The 14547-nt window shown below is 64.7% G+C and carries 18 protein-coding genes; 14 read left to right on the top strand and 4 right to left on the bottom strand.

Annotated elements, in window-relative coordinates; genetic code table 11:
- Positions 1-3: 3 nt before the first annotated feature.
- Positions 4-1050, bottom strand: a complete 1047-nt coding sequence (locus SSO01S_RS11810) for an efflux RND transporter periplasmic adaptor subunit (RefSeq protein ID WP_066798939.1) — start codon at positions 1048-1050, stop codon at positions 4-6.
- Between the two features lie 13 nt (positions 1051-1063).
- Entirely contained in the window at positions 1064-1837 is a 774-nt protein-coding gene (locus tag SSO01S_RS11815) for a TlyA family RNA methyltransferase (protein WP_066798941.1), read from the bottom strand.
- 125 nt (positions 1838-1962) lie between these two features.
- Here SSO01S_RS11815 and SSO01S_RS11820 point away from each other — a divergent pair, with 125 nt between their 5' ends.
- The 7 genes from SSO01S_RS11820 (at position 1963) to dxs (ending at position 8413) form a co-directional block, all read left to right on the top strand.
- Positions 1963-2640 (top strand): RBBP9/YdeN family alpha/beta hydrolase, encoded by a 678-nt coding sequence (locus tag SSO01S_RS11820; RefSeq protein ID WP_066798942.1) that lies wholly within the window; start codon positions 1963-1965, stop codon positions 2638-2640.
- A 181-nt stretch (positions 2641-2821) separates the two neighbouring features.
- Complete coding sequence (locus SSO01S_RS11825; RefSeq protein WP_066798943.1) at positions 2822-3793, top strand: alpha/beta hydrolase; 972 nt, start codon at positions 2822-2824, stop codon at positions 3791-3793.
- Between the two features lie 105 nt (positions 3794-3898).
- Entirely contained in the window at positions 3899-4273 is a 375-nt protein-coding gene (locus SSO01S_RS11830) for a MerC domain-containing protein (protein ID WP_439646566.1), read from the top strand.
- A 62-nt stretch (positions 4274-4335) separates the two neighbouring features.
- A complete protein-coding gene (locus tag SSO01S_RS11835; protein ID WP_066798945.1) occupies positions 4336-4794 on the top strand; it encodes a Fur family transcriptional regulator in 459 nt (152 codons plus the stop codon).
- 10 nt (positions 4795-4804) lie between these two features.
- Positions 4805-5368: a nicotinamide riboside transporter PnuC gene (gene pnuC, locus SSO01S_RS11840; protein ID WP_066798946.1), complete on the top strand. Its 564-nt coding sequence runs from the start codon at positions 4805-4807 to the stop codon at positions 5366-5368.
- The gene (locus SSO01S_RS11845) at positions 5338-6351 is read left to right on the top strand and encodes an AAA family ATPase (RefSeq protein ID WP_245646746.1); all 1014 of its coding nucleotides are present in this window, start codon (positions 5338-5340) and stop codon (positions 6349-6351) included. Before pnuC ends, SSO01S_RS11845 begins: the two co-directional genes overlap by 31 nt.
- 136 nt (positions 6352-6487) lie before the next feature.
- Complete coding sequence (gene dxs, locus SSO01S_RS11850) at positions 6488-8413, top strand: 1-deoxy-D-xylulose-5-phosphate synthase (RefSeq protein ID WP_066798950.1); 1926 nt, start codon at positions 6488-6490, stop codon at positions 8411-8413.
- Positions 8414-8454: 41 nt separating this feature from the next.
- On the opposite strand, the gene SSO01S_RS11855 is transcribed toward dxs, so the two are convergent.
- A complete protein-coding gene (locus SSO01S_RS11855; RefSeq protein ID WP_218000367.1) occupies positions 8455-8664 on the bottom strand; it encodes a hypothetical protein in 210 nt (69 codons plus the stop codon).
- Positions 8665-8910: 246 nt separating this feature from the next.
- Between SSO01S_RS11855 and SSO01S_RS11860 the strand changes: the two genes are divergently transcribed.
- The 7 genes from SSO01S_RS11860 to SSO01S_RS11890 all read left to right on the top strand — a co-directional run bounded on the left by SSO01S_RS11860 (position 8911) and on the right by SSO01S_RS11890 (position 13628).
- The gene (locus tag SSO01S_RS11860; protein ID WP_169798353.1) at positions 8911-9573 is read left to right on the top strand and encodes a PAS domain-containing protein; all 663 of its coding nucleotides are present in this window, start codon (positions 8911-8913) and stop codon (positions 9571-9573) included.
- 101 nt (positions 9574-9674) lie between these two features.
- Positions 9675-10706 carry a COX15/CtaA family protein gene (locus tag SSO01S_RS11865; RefSeq protein WP_066798957.1) on the top strand — a complete coding sequence of 344 codons (1032 nt, stop codon included), beginning with the start codon at positions 9675-9677 and terminating at the stop codon, positions 10704-10706.
- Positions 10673-11017: a divalent-cation tolerance protein CutA gene (gene cutA / locus SSO01S_RS11870; RefSeq protein WP_066798959.1), complete on the top strand. Its 345-nt coding sequence runs from the start codon at positions 10673-10675 to the stop codon at positions 11015-11017. The genes SSO01S_RS11865 and cutA overlap by 34 nt, the downstream gene beginning before the upstream one ends.
- A 170-nt stretch (positions 11018-11187) precedes the next feature.
- Positions 11188-11667, top strand: coding sequence for a 50S ribosomal protein L13 (rplM, locus tag SSO01S_RS11875; RefSeq protein WP_083942992.1), 480 nt, complete (start codon positions 11188-11190; stop codon positions 11665-11667).
- The gene (rpsI, locus tag SSO01S_RS11880) at positions 11667-12227 is read left to right on the top strand and encodes a 30S ribosomal protein S9 (RefSeq protein ID WP_083942993.1); all 561 of its coding nucleotides are present in this window, start codon (positions 11667-11669) and stop codon (positions 12225-12227) included. Before rplM ends, rpsI begins: the two co-directional genes overlap by 1 nt.
- Positions 12228-12312: 85 nt before the next feature.
- Positions 12313-12795 carry a hypothetical protein gene (locus SSO01S_RS11885; protein WP_066798965.1) on the top strand — a complete coding sequence of 161 codons (483 nt, stop codon included), beginning with the start codon at positions 12313-12315 and terminating at the stop codon, positions 12793-12795.
- Positions 12796-12893: 98 nt separating this feature from the next.
- Positions 12894-13628 carry a class I SAM-dependent methyltransferase gene (locus tag SSO01S_RS11890; RefSeq protein ID WP_066798967.1) on the top strand — a complete coding sequence of 245 codons (735 nt, stop codon included), beginning with the start codon at positions 12894-12896 and terminating at the stop codon, positions 13626-13628.
- Between the two features lie 166 nt (positions 13629-13794).
- Here the strand turns inward: SSO01S_RS11890 and SSO01S_RS11895 are convergent, their stop codons facing one another.
- A complete protein-coding gene (locus SSO01S_RS11895) occupies positions 13795-14541 on the bottom strand; it encodes a metallophosphoesterase family protein (RefSeq protein WP_066798970.1) in 747 nt (248 codons plus the stop codon).
- Positions 14542-14547: the final 6 nt, after the last annotated feature.

Consider the following 14547-nt stretch of genomic DNA (forward strand, 5'->3'; position numbering starts at 1 on the left):
GGGTTATCTGGCCTGCGGCTTGGCGGCGGGCGCGCCGGCTAGGCGGACGGTCTGCCCGTCGGAAATCTTGACGACGCCTTCGGTGACGATGCGCTGGCCAGAGCTGAGCCCTTCCAATATCTCCACCATGCCGCCCTGCCTGATCCCCGGCTTGACCCGCGTGCGCTTCACCTTCTCCCCATCGAGCAGATAGACGAAGCTCTCTTCGCCTTCTTCCACCACGGCGAGCTCGGGAACGGCAAGCGAATCGCGCGACGCGCTTTCGATCGACACCGTGAGCAGCATCCCCGGCTTCAGCCTGCGATCACCATTGGCGAGGATCGCGCGCACGGTGGCGGCGCGCGTATCGGCGCTGAGCACCGGATCGATCGTCGCGATCGTGCCGCGGAAAGGCTGATCGGGATAGGCAGCGGCTCGAGCACTGATCGCCTGGCCCGGCTGGACCCGCGCGAGCAATGTCTCTGGCACGGCGAAATCGAGCTTGATCCGAGAAATATCGCTGATCTGCGCGATCTCCGTTCCGGCGCTCACCACCGCGCCGGCCGAAATGTTGCGAAGCGAAACCCAACCGGAAAAGGGCGCGCGGATCACGCGATCGCCGATCGAGGCGCGCGCCTGCGCAGCCTGGGCGCTGGCCTGACCCGCAAGCGCAGTCTGCGCATCGACTGCGCTGGTGGTGGCGAAACCGCGCGCCTTTAGCTGCTCCAGGCGCTCAAGCTGTTGCCGCGCCTCGCGCGCCCGCGCGCCCGCCTCCGCCAGCTGCGCGTTTTCCTGACCCGCGGCGAGCACGGCGATGACCTGGCCGCGCTGCACAAATGCGCCATCGTCGAAATTAAGCCGAGTAATTCGTTCTGTGACGGGCGCGGCGAGCGTGACCTGTTCATTCGCACGCGCGGTGCCGACCGCATCGATGCGATCGACGAAGCGCATCGACCCGACAGCGGCGGCGGAGACCAGCGGTGCCTCGCGCCCCTTGGGCTGCGAGCCGCCTCCCCCCGAGCATCCAGCAGCCGTCAAGGCAAACGCGATTAGTCCGAGTAGATTTCGCATGGGCTCCGTAGCGCTATTCGTGGGCTTGGCTAAACGCAAGCGGTGTCGGCGATGTTTCCCGCAGCGCAGCAATCAGAAATTCCACATTCCCCTCAGGGCCCTTGATCGGGCTCTCCACCACGCCTTCCACGCGCCAGCCCTGGCTGGCGACCCAGTCGCTGACTTCGCCGCAGACGCGGGCATGGATAGCGGGATCGCGCACCACACCGCCCTTGCCCACTTCGTCGCGGCCCGCCTCGAACTGGGGTTTGATCAGCGCGAGGAGGCGCGCTTCGGGACCGGCGAAACGGAACGGCACCTCGAGCACTTTCGCCAGGCCGATAAAGCTTGCGTCGCACACGATCAGGTCCACGCTTTCGGGGATGTGCGCGGCGGTCAGCACGCGTGCGCTGGTCTGTTCGTGCACGATCACGCGATCGTCCTGGCGCAGCTTCCAGGCGAGCTGATTGGTGCCGCTGTCCACCGCATAGACGCGCGCGGCGCCCTTGCTCAGCAGCACATCGGTGAACCCGCCCGTCGAGGAGCCGACGTCGATCGCCACGCAGCCGGTCACGTCCCAGCCGAAATGATCGAGCGCGTGCGCCAGCTTGATGCCACCACGCGAGACCCAGGGGTGATCGCGCCCGCGCACATCGAGCACGACGTCGTCCGCCAGCGCCTGGCCGGGCTTGTCCACCTTGCGATCGCCGACGAAGACCAGTCCCGCCATGATCAGCGCCTGCGCGCGGGTCCGGCTTTCCACCAGCCCGCGATCGACGAGCATCTGATCCGCACGCTGCTTGGCCATGCGGCAGCGTGTAGGCGCACCCGGCGGCCCGGCGCAACCGCCGCCCGCTTCGACGCAGCTTTATTGCATACTAACTTAGTGGGAATATGTTGGAAGCCCGGCCTCCTCTCTCGAAAGAGCGGAACATGACGATCTTCAACCCCCATGACGAACAATCGCCGATCATCCTTACCGTTCCCGGGCTGGGCGGCTCGGGCCCTTCGCACTGGCAGACCTTGTGGGAGCAATCCCGCCCCGACACGAGCCGGGTGGAACTGGGCATGTGGGACACACCACACCGCAATGCCTGGGTGACCAAGCTCGACCAGGCGATCCGCAGCGCGCAGGCACCCGTGGTGCTGGCGGCGCACAGCCTGGGCTGCCTCGCCGTCGCCTGGTGGGCAGAGCTTGCGGGGCAGCCCTTCAGCTATCCGGTCGCAGGCGCACTGCTGGTGGCCCCCGCAGATGTCGACCGGCCCGGCGCGCGCAGCGAACTGGGCGGTTTTCGCCCGACACCGGCCAAGCCCCTGCCCTTCCCCTCGATCCTCGTATCGAGCAGCGACGATCCGTGGGTCACGCCTGAGCGCGCCCGGGCGATGGCGCGGAACTGGGGCAGCCTGTTCATCGACGCCGGCGCGCAGGGACACCTCAACGCCGCGAGCGGGATCGGATGGTGGCACGAGGGGCAGGAATTGCTCGATCGCGTGCTCGACACCGCTTCGGACCGCGCCGGGCGAATCCGCTCTGCCGCAGAGGCGCGATCGGTGCTTGCGGTCAACGCCACCGACGCGGCACAGGCGCATTATCTGGGCGACCGCGCGTGATTGGCCGCCGCTCCGGGCCGGACCGGCGCAACAAGCTGGCAATTCGCCCGCTGCTTCCTAGATAGGAAGCAGCGGGCATGGCCGGGTAGCGTACCCTAGAGCGCTACCCGGCCTATCCTTGGCCGCCCCGCCTTCATCCGCGACGATTGCATGAGAGGTCAGCGGGCGGCAGAACCGGCGCATGAACCGCCGTGACCTTCTCGCCACTGGCCTTGCCGGTACCGTGCTCGTCTCTACCGCGCAGGCGAGCGGGGATAATGCGCCCGTCAAGCCCGATGCCAGCTTCAATTTGTGGCCGGGCGACGCTCCGGGGCTTAACGATGCCGCGCTTGCGGACCATGTCCTGGTGCGATCCGCAGACCCCAATTTCCCCGACCGGGCGTATGACAGCGTCCGCACGCCCCGGCTGGACGTGTTTCGCCCGGCGAACCCCAATGGGGCGGCGATGCTCGTCATACCAGGCGGCGGCTATCACCGCGTCGTGGTCGACAAAGAGGGGTATGAGATCGCCCCGTGGCTGGCAGCGCGCGGGGTGACTGTGTTCATATTATTCTACCGACTGCCCGTGCAGGGCTGGCGCGACCGGAGCAACACGCCGCTAGCAGACGCGCAGCGCGCAATGCGGGTAATACGGGCGCGCGCGGCGGAATTTGGGATCGACCCGAAGCGCGTCGGCGCGATGGGCTTTTCGGCAGGCGGGCATTTGTGCGCCGACCTTGCAACGCGCTTTGCGCACCAGGCCTACACGCCCGTCGATTCAGCCGACGCAATCGACCCCCGGCCTGCGCTAGCCGCGCCCATCTATGCAGTCGTCTCGCTGGATCCTGCGATCGCGCATTCCGGTTCAAGCGATGGACTGCTGGGTCCAAACCCCTCGCCAGCACTGATCGAAGCACATTCGCCCGACAGGCAGGTAACCGCAGCAACGCCACCCTGCTTCCTGATGCACGCGGAAGATGACGATGTCGTACCGGTCGAAAACACGATTCGGCTGCGCGCAGCGCTCAAAAAGGCGGATGTGCCGGTGGAGACGCACCTGTTCGAGCGAGGCGGACACGGATTTGGCTGGGGCCGCAGGACCATCGGCAAGCCCGTGCATGCCTGGCCCGAGCTGTTCCTCGCCTGGTCCAAAACGCACCGCCTGCTGGGTTAACCGCGCGCACGGGGACGCAGCACATCGGGCGGCGCGCATTTTGCCTGCGATGATATGTTGTACCTTTACCTATAGGCGTCTATATGAGTCGCCATGCCGGTGTCTCTGCCAATCGCCCGATTCTGGGGCTCGATTGACGCGCGCTTCGATCGCATCGCGATCGGGGTGAGCGGCTTGTGCCTTGTCCATTGCCTCACCACCACGATCCTGCTCACCGTCATTTCCTCGGCGGGCGGCCTGCTCAGCCCTGTGATTCATGAAGTCGGACTGACGCTCGCGATCGCTTTCGGGGTGATCGCGCTGGGCCGCGGCATCTTTGCCCATGGCTATATGATGCCAGCCGTGGTGGGTGCTTTCGGGCTGGGAATCATGGCGGGCGCGCTGAGCCTGCCACATGGCGAGTTCGAGATTTTCTGGACCTTGGTAGGCGTCAGCCTGGTTGCGCTGGGCCACGACCTGAATCGACGCGCCACCTATTAGCCCTGCCTGAAGCGGACCGCTGACAGCTTGCCGCGCAGCCCCGGCGGGCCTACATCGGCGGCATGCACGCACACGATCATCATGAGCACGCGGGCGAGGATCTGACTCGTGTCGCCCAGACGACGCTGGAGAAATCCGGCGAGCAATGGACGGCCATGCGCGAGCGCGTGTTTGAAGCGCTGGCGAGCTTCGACAAGCCCGCGTCTGCCTATGACATCGCCGAAGCGGTATCCAAGGCCGAAGGACGCCGCGTCGCAGCCAACAGCGTCTATCGCATCCTGGATCTGTTCGTGGGATCAAACCTCGCGCGGCGCGTGGAAAGCGCCAACGCCTATATGGCGAACACGCATCCCGATTGCCTGCACGACTGCATCTTCCTCGTCTGCGATTCCTGTGGCCAGACCACGCATCTCGACGACGATACGATCACACGAACCGTGCGCGCCGCCGCCAAGGGCGCGGGCTTCGCGCCCGAGCGCCCGGTGATCGAAGTGCGCGGCAAATGCGCCGACTGCGACTGAAGCCACACCGTTGAATCCGCTGGAGCTCGCCGCAGCGGCGCTGGGGCTGATCAATGTCGCGCTCGTGGCGCGGCGCAGCCTGTGGAACTACCCCTTCGGCCTGGCGATGGTGGCGCTCTATTTCTTCGTGTTCGCAGAGGCCAGGCTCTATAGCGACGCGCTCCTCCAGATCTTCTTCTTCGCGATCCAGCTATATGGCTGGTGGAACTGGAGCCGCAGCGACCGCGTCGATCACGGCGTCGCGATCGGTCGCCTGTCCAATCCCGCGCGCACCACATGGCTAGCAGGAACCATGCTGACGAGCGCCGCATGGGGCGCAGCCATGGCGAACTTTACCGATGCCGCCGCCCCCTATCCAGATGCCGCCATAGCAGGGATGAGCGTCGCAGCGCAGATCTTGCAGTCTCGTCGGCGGTTCGAGAGCTGGCTGCTCTGGATCTGCGTCGATTGCATCGCCATCGGCCTGTTCTGGAGCCGCGGCCTCCACCCGACCGCCATCCTCTACGCGATCTTTCTCGGCATGGCCGTATGGGGACTGTTCGCATGGCGCTCCAAACTGGATCCGGCGCAGTGAAGCGGGGCTTCCTGCTCGGCAAGTTCATGCCGCCGCACGCCGGGCACCTCACGCTTGCCCGCGCCGCGCGCACGATGGTGGACCGGCTGACCGTGCTGGTCTGCTGGCTGCCGGACGATCCGATCCCGGGCGAGTTGCGCCTGGCATGGATGCGCGAATTGCTGCCGGATTGCGAAGTGATCGGTCACGGCACGCCGGTCCCGCAGACGCCAGAGGAAAGCCCGGATTTCTGGCCGATCTGGCGCGGGATCGTACGGGACGCGCATCCCCAGCCGATCGACATGCTGTTTGCCGGTGAAGCATATGGCAAGCGGCTGGCGGAAGAGCTGGGGGCGTTGTTCGTGCCGTTGGGCGGGCGAATCATGGCCGCCGATCCGCGGGGAATTGGCGGCCTTTCCGGCAGCGCAGTTCGCGCCGATCCCTGGGCGCATGCGCCGTTTCTGCCCGGCCCGGTTCGCGCGCATTATACCCGAACGGTGGTGCTCCACGGTGTCGAGAGCACCGGAAAGTCGGTTCTGGCCGGGCGGCTGGCCCGGCATTTCGGCACCGTCTGGGTGCCCGAATATGGCCGCGCACAGGCGGAAGTGCATGGCGGCGAGATGAACGCAGCCGACCTCACACTGATCGGTGAAGCGCAAAGCGCGATGATCGCCGCGTGGCGGCGCTGGGCGACGCGCTACCTGTTCGTCGATACCGACGCGCTGATGACGATCGCCTGGTCGAAGATGATGCTCGGCACCGTGCCGGAGGGGCTGGCGCGGCACCCGTCCGGCGACCTCTATCTGCTATTGGAGCCCGATGTCGCCTGGATCGACGACGGCACCCGCATTTATGGCGACGCCGAAAGCCGCACCCGGTTCGCGAGGCTCTCGCGCGAGGTGCTGGAAGATGCGGGCGTGCGCTGGATCGCGATTCGCGGCGACTGGGACTCGCGGTTCGACGCGGCGCTTGTGGCGATCGAGGCCCTGCCCGCGCAAAACTGATGCGCGTGCTCAGCGCTTACCAATTGCTCAGCTTTTGATCATGCCCAGCGGCGATTTACCGGGCATTTTGAACGAAATGGCGCCCGTGCGCTTTGTTCAATCGACAGTGTGAGTGCGCAGGAGTAAGTGCGGTCAAATGGCTGATGTTCTTTCTACGCCGCTGCTCGACACCGTCGACACACCGGCTGACCTCCGCAAGCTCAAGCCCGAACAGCTCCGTCAATTGGCGGACGAGCTGCGCAGCGAGACGATCAGCGCTGTCGGCACTACGGGCGGGCATCTCGGCTCAGGGCTGGGCGTCGTCGAGCTGACCACGGCGATCCATTATGTGTTCAACACGCCCGAGGATCGGCTGATCTGGGACGTGGGGCATCAATGCTATCCGCACAAGATCCTGACCGGCCGGCGGAATCGCATCAGAACGCTGCGCCAGGGCGGCGGCCTCTCCGGCTTCACCAAGCGCAGCGAGAGCGAATATGACCCGTTCGGCGCGGCGCATTCGTCGACGTCGATCAGCGCGGCGCTCGGCTTCGCCATCGCCAACAAGCTGAACGACAAATCCGGCAAGGCGATCGCAGTGATCGGCGACGGATCGATGAGCGCCGGCATGGCCTATGAGGCGATGAACAATGCCGAGGCGGCGGGCAACCGGCTGATCGTCATCCTCAACGACAACGACATGTCGATCGCGCCGCCGGTAGGCGGACTATCGGCCTATCTGGCGCGGATGGTCTCGTCGTCCGAATATCTCGGGCTGCGCAGCCTCGCCAAGCGCGCGATCCGCAAGCTTTCGCGCCGCGCGCACAATGCCGCCGAAAAGGCCGAGGAATTCGCCCGTGGCATGGTAACCGGCGGCACGCTCTTCGAAGAACTGGGCTTTTATTATGTCGGCCCGATCGACGGGCATAATCTGGACCATCTGATCCCGGTGCTGGAGAATGCCCGCGACAGCGAGCATGGCCCGATCCTTGTCCATGTCGTCACCAAGAAGGGCAAGGGCTATGCCCCGGCCGAAGCTTCGGCGGACAAATATCACGGCGTCCAGAAGTTTGACGTGATCACCGGCGCGCAGGCCAAGGCACCGCCCGGACCGCCGGCCTATCAGAACGTGTTCGGCGAGACGCTCGCCAAGCTGGCCGAGACCGACGAACGGATCGTAGCGATCACTGCGGCGATGCCCTCTGGCACCGGGGTCGACAAGTTCGCCAAGGCGCACCCGACGCGAGCCTTCGACGTGGGCATTGCCGAGCAGCATGCAGTCACCTTCGCCGCCGGCCTTGCCGCGCAGGGCATGCGCCCCTTCTGCGCGATCTACTCCACATTCCTCCAGCGCGCCTATGATCAGGTCGTTCACGACGTCGCGATCCAGAACCTGCCGGTTCGCTTCGCGATCGATCGCGCGGGGCTGGTCGGCGCGGATGGCGCGACGCATGCAGGCAGCTTCGACGTCACCTATCTGGCGACGCTTCCCAATTTCGTCGTCATGGCCGCCGCCGATGAGGCAGAGCTGGTCCACATGACCTATACCGCCGCCCAGCATGACGGCGGCCCGATCGCGGTTCGCTATCCACGCGGCAACGGCACCGGCGTGCCGCTGCCCGAAACCCCGCAGTTGCTGGAAATCGGCAAGGGCCGGATCGTCCGCGAGGGCAAGACCGTCGCGATCCTTTCGCTCGGCACACGCCTCGCCGAAGCGCTCAGAGCCGCAGACACGCTGGAAGCGAAGGGGCTTTCGACGACCGTCGCCGACTTGCGCTTCGCCAAGCCGCTGGACGAAGCACTGATCCGCCGCCTGCTCACCAGCCATGAAGTGGCCGTGACGATCGAGGAGAACTCCGTGGGCGGCCTTGGCGCCCATGTGCTGACCATGGCCAGCGATCAGGGGCTGATCGACGGCGGCCTGAAGCTGCGCACGCTGCGCCTGCCCGACATCTTCCAGGATCAGGACAGCCCAGATGCGCAATATGCCGAGGCCGGGCTTGATGCGGAGGCCATCGTCGATACGGTGCTGCGCGCACTGCGCTATAATGAAGCGGTTGCCGAGGGGGGCGCGCGAGCCTGAGTGCGCGCGTAGGGCCGGGAGGCCTCCCCGGCTCCGCTCTATTATTGCGGGATAATACGCCTGAGCCCGCGGGCCGACGCGTCGAGGTAGCGATCGACTTCCTGCATACGCCCGTCGATCGCCTTTACTTCATCATCATCGCCCTTGCGCACCGCCGCCACGGCGAGGCTCACCAAGAGCTGCCGTGCCGCTGCGCCATAGCGGCGGACCATGTCCTCGCCGGACATCATGCCAACATCTTCAAGCGTCATCGCATCGTTTCCGTTCACGCCACCCGTGCAGCGCCCAACAACGCGCACCGCATAAACCCATCCGATATGGACCGAAATTTCGAAACTCGTAAAATTACGGGGAAACCGTGACAGTTTCGGGATTGCGTGCTGACGACAAGGAAAACATAGATGCTAAACCTGCACATTAGTGCATAATAGGATCCGAATAATCAGACAAACGGTCGCAAATATAGTAAGAGTGGCGTAATGGCGTTTAGGAACGTTATGGCGGAAAGCCAATTTAATATACTTAAGCTATGTGTCAAAGCAATGAATGCAGGCATATGGGATTATGATATCGATAACAACGTCATGGTCTGCGATCGCCGCTGGTACGAGCTGCTTGGGCAGGAATTCGATACGATCCACACCGTCGATGACTTCCGGCCGTTCATTCATCCCGACGACGTAGCAAGGGCGACCGCCATCGATCTGGAGCGGGTGGGCGAACTGATCGCGCGGGACGGCCGCTACCATGCCGATTTCCGCATTATCCGGCCGGACGGGGAAGAACGGTGGTGGCGCTCTGTCGCCTGCGTTTTGATCGACCCCAAGACGGTGCATCGCAGGGCGGTGGGTTGCGTGACCGACAACACCAGATTCCGGCTGCTCGAACGGGAGCTGACCCGCCGAACGGACGAAGACGAAAGCCCTGCTCCGGGCGAGGCCGCGGCCGCTCCGCAAGCGACAGAGCCGCGCACGCTGAGCGCGAAGGAGATCGAATGCCTGCGCTGGGTCAGCGTCGGCAAGACCGCCTGGGAAAGTGCGATCATCATGGGCCGCAGCCAGCGGACTGTGGAGTTCCATCTGGTGAACGCCGTGCGCAAGCTTGCCGCGACCAACAAGATCCATGCGGCGGTAATCGCCGTCCGCGAAGGATTGATCTGAGCCGCCCGATCGGCAGTGGAAACATGCAAGGCGCGTGAATCCGTTAGTTTCGCGCGACGACCGGACTGGCTTTTGCGTTCCACCGGGGCTAGGCCCGAAGGGTGTTCAGATCGAGACGCTTTTCCTACGACCCGCGCCCGCGCGCGATCGCCAACTGGCTGTTCTTCGTCGCCGGGATGATCGTTCTGATCGTCGTCGTCGGCGGCATCACCCGCCTGACCGAATCGGGCCTCTCGATCACCAGCTGGAAGCCGATCAGCGGCATCATTCCGCCGCTGAACGAAGCGCAGTGGCAGGCCGAGTTCGCCAATTACCAGAAGATCCCCGAATATCAGCTGCTCAACCAGGGCATGACGCTGGCCGGTTTCAAGGCGATCTTCTTCTGGGAATATATCCATCGTCTGCTCGGCCGGTTGATCGGCATCGCCTTTGCCGTTCCGCTATTCTGGTTCTGGTTCAACCGGCAGATCCCGCGCGGCTATGGCTGGCGGCTCGTGGCCCTGCTGCTGCTGGGTGGACTGCAGGGCGCGGTCGGCTGGTGGATGGTGCAATCGGGCCTTAGCGAGCGCACCGATGTCAGCCACGTCCGGCTGGCGGTGCACCTGCTCGTTGCCTTGTTCACGATGGCAGGGGTGGTGTGGACCGCGCTCGACCTGCGCACGCTGGTGCGCCGCTCGGAAGCGCGGCCCGCGCGGATGACCGGGCTGGGGCTCGCCACTTCGATCGTGCTGTTCATCCAGCTTCTGTTCGGCGCGCTGGTCGCCGGGCTCAACGCCGGGCTCGTCACCGATCAATGGCCGCTAATGAACGGCCATTTCTTTCCCGGCGCGACCACAACGGGGCAGAGCTTCCTCCACGCCTTGTTCAACGATCCGGCGATCGTCCATTTCGTCCATCGCTGGTGGGCCTGGGTGACGGTGGCGATGCTGATCGTGCTCGCCCGCGCCGTGCGCCCGCTTGATCGCCGCGCGTCGATCGCGATCCACACCGCCTTTGGCATCCAGATCCTGCTCGGCATCGCGACCGTGATGACGGGCATGAACATCCCCCTCGCCGCGTTGCACCAGTTCGTCGGCGCGCTGCTGGTAATTGCCACGGCATGGGGCGTTCACGTGATCGGCCGGCTGCGGTGAGCGATACCGCGCTCGTCTTCGTCACCTTTCGCAACCGAACCGAAGCTGAGCGCATCGCCGAGACACTGCTCACCGAACGGCTGGCGGCGTGCGTGAACATCATGGCGCCGTGCGTATCGCTCTATCGATGGGAAGGGCGCATCGAGCGCGCCGAGGAAGTCCCAGCGCTCCTCAAGACCCGCACGATGATGGCAAGCAAGCTGCGCGAGCGCCTCGCCGAATTGCACAGCTACGAGCTGCCGGTAATCGAAAGCTGGAACGTACAGGCTACGGATGCGGCCGCAGCATGGATCGAACGGGAGACGCGCTGAGGCACTGCGTCGCAGCCTGGAGCGTTCGACTTCATGCCACAAGGTATTATAATACCCGTCAGCAAACCCGCGCATTTGCTTGACTTCCAAGCCCCAATCGTCAAAGAGCCGCCAACCGCGCTGGCCGAAAGGTCGGCGCGATCGCATTTCAACTCGAAAGGTCACAGGCCATGAAGGCTCTGATGAAGACCACCAAGTCGGTAAAGCCGGCCGAAGTGGAAAAGAAGTGGCACATCGTTGATGCCGACGGCCTGGTGGTCGGTCGTGCGGCGACGATTATCGCCAACGTGCTTCGCGGCAAGCACAAGCCCAGCTTCACCCCGCACGTCGATTGCGGCGACAACGTCGTCGTCATCAACGCGGACAAGATCCGCTTCACCGGCAAGAAGCTGGCGGACAAGGTCTATTACAAGCACACCGGCTATGCCGGCGGCATCAAGGAAATCACTGCGGCCAAGGTGCTCGCAGGCCGTTTCCCGGAGCGCGTGCTTGAAAAGGCTGTGGAGCGCATGATCCCGCGCGGTCCGCTTGGCCGTCAGCAGATGCGCAACCTGCGCATCTTCGCCGGCAGCGAGCACCCGCACGCGGCCCAGAACCCCGAAGTTCTCGACATCGCGTCGATGAACCGCAAGAACAAGGTGGGCAACTAATGTCCGACAATCGCCAGTCCCTTTCCGATCTGGGTGCGATCGCTGCGGGCGAAACGCCTGAAGCCGTTTCTGCAGCGCCTGCCGCCGCACCGCAGAGCGCCGACGAGTATCTGAACGCACCGGTTGCGCCTGCCGCACCGGCGACGCCGTTGCGCGAGAAGATCGTTGACAGCCTCGGCCGCGCTTATGCTACCGGCCGCCGCAAGGATGCTGTTGCCCGCGTCTGGCTCAAGCCCGGCACCGGCAAGATCACCATCAACGGCCGCGACCAGGAAGTTTATTTCGCGCGTCCGACGCTGCGTCTCGTCATCAACCAGCCGTTCGGCGTTGCCGACCGCACCGGTCAGTATGACGTGGTCTGCACCGTCAAGGGCGGCGGGCTTTCGGGCCAGGCCGGCGCGGTCAAGCACGGCATCAGCCAGGCGCTGACCCGCTTCGAACCGATCCTGCGTGCGCCCGTCAAGGCAGCAGGCTTCCTGACCCGCGACAGCCGCGCAGTCGAGCGTAAGAAGTACGGCAAGGCGAAGGCCCGCCGCAGCTTCCAGTTCTCGAAGCGCTAAGTTCCGGTTCACCGGCAAACGAAGGGGCGGTCCGGCAACGGGCCGCCCTTTTGCTTTTTCGGGCGCACGCGATAGGCTCGCCCGGATGGCACTCGACGATCCCGATACCGCGCGCATAGTCGCGTTCCTCGAATCGATCGGCATTCCGGTGCGCATCGAACCTGTTCAGCCAGACAGCTTCCTGCCGGGCATCGCGATCCACTCAGGCGGGCTGGCGGTCGACCCGTCGCGCCCTTTCTATCCGGGCGACCTGTTGCACGAGGCCGGGCACATCGCAGTGACCGATCCGGCGCTACGCGCAACCGGCACGGTAAGCGAGGACCCGGGCGACGAAATGGCGGCAATCGCCTGGTCCTATGCCGCGGTCCGGGCGATCGGGCTCAATTCACGCATCGTGTTCCACGACCACGGCTATCGCGGCGGCGGTCCGTCGCTGGCCGAGGCGTTCGACTCAGGCAGCTATCCCGGCGCGCCGATGCTGCAATATTACGGGATGAGCGCCGAGCCGCATCAGGCGGAGCGCCTGATGCTTGCCCCCTATCCCCAAATGAGCCGCTGGCTGCGCTGATGCCAGCTGCTACCCAGTGCAAACTACTGGCATTTGGCGAATACATCGCGATAAAGCGGAATTGAAGCTGCGGGGGCGGTGGCAATCACGGATATTACATGACTTCGCGTGAAGTAACTTCGTTCTTGCCGCTGGCCGGGCATGGCGCCGAAAAATCGCTCGCCGAAATGGGCATGGTCATCCTTTACGGCGCGATCGGCTGGCCTTGGCTTCTCAAGAGCCTGTCGGGGGGAACAAAGGCCGCGAAACGCGCCTTGCTGCAACGGCTCGCTTTGCCAGCCGACGCGCTTCCCAACCTGGGAAGCTGGAAAGCAGATACCGGCTTTCTGCACCTGATCATCGGCCATATCGAGGCGCATCGCCCGCAAAACGTGGTCGAACTGGGCGCGGGCGCAACCAGCCTGGTAATCGGTCGCGCGCTCCAGCTGCATGGCGGAGGGCATTTGCTGAGCCTGGATCAGCATGAGGGTTTCATCCACGCGACGCACGATTGGCTCCGCGAGCACGGCGTTCAGGCCGATCTGCGCCACGCCCCGCTGGGCGATTCGCCGGGAAACTGGCCCGGCTGCTGGTACGAGACGGGGCCGATGCCCGACCAGATCGATTTGCTTGTGATCGACGGGCCTCCCTGGACGATTCACCCCTTTGTGCGCGGCGCAGCGGAAGCGCTGTTCGATCGCATTCCGGTCGGTGGCACCGTCCTTCTCGACGATGCCGCACGGCCCGGCGAACGGGTGATCGCCGGCCGCTGGCGCAGGAAATGGACCAATTTCAGCTTTCGCCTTGTCAGCGTCGGCACCAAGGGAACGCTGATCGGCACGCGGCTCCGTTAGGATTGTTTCACGCGAACTGAGTTGGTCAACTCCACGAAAGCGGGAATAGGAGCGAGGCAGGTATTCCCCGCACCCTGGGTCTCCGCTTGCGCAGGGACGACAATTCAAAAATGCCCGGGCGTGGCTTTTGGGTCAGGTTCTCTCCGAAGCAAAACCCGCAGCGCCCTTAAAGCTGCACGCTGCTTTCGCCGAGGAACCGGGCAACGGTATCGAATCCATTGTCACCCACGGTGATCACGTTGAACGAGGGCGGCCTGGCGCGGAGGCGCTGAGACAGGGTCCCCGCTCCGATCAGCCGCACCGTGCGTCCGCCCGCTTCGTGCGCGATATCGAACGGGTCGTGGACATGCCCGCTCAGCACGGCATGCGCGCCGGCCACGGAAAGCGCCTCCAGCGCCCGGCTTCCACGCCGCGTATTGGAACGCATCCGCACCCCGCTTTCGATCAACGGGTGATGACAGGCGACGAAGATCGTGTCGCCCCGCGGCGCGGCCTCGATCAGCGCCAGCGATTGCTGAAGCGCCCCCAAACTGACATGGCCTTTCGACCAGTTGAGCCGCAACTGAAAGCGCGCCGTGGTCTTGAGCGGAACGACCGCCACGCCCTCGATGTCGAGCGGCCTCTCGATCAACCGTTTGAGCGCACGATATCTTTTGTACGGCGTCACCAGCCGTGCCCAGGGATTGAAATAGGGCAGATCGTGATTGCCCACCTCCACGGTGGTCGGGCGCCCGAGCCCCTCAAGCCATTCCGCTGCAGCTTCGAATTCGCGCCGGTGCGCGCGCATCGTCAGGTCGCCCGTCATGATGATGGCGTCGGGCTGTTCCTCGCGCACGCACGCCGCGAACCAATCGATCGCGGCACGATCCTCGCGCCCGAAATGCACATCGCTCACATGGAAGAACCGCGCCATCCTCTC

It is taken from the genome of Sphingomonas soli NBRC 100801 (genome assembly GCF_001591025.1).
GTDB classification, from domain to species: Bacteria; Pseudomonadota; Alphaproteobacteria; order Sphingomonadales; family Sphingomonadaceae; genus Sphingomonas; species Sphingomonas soli.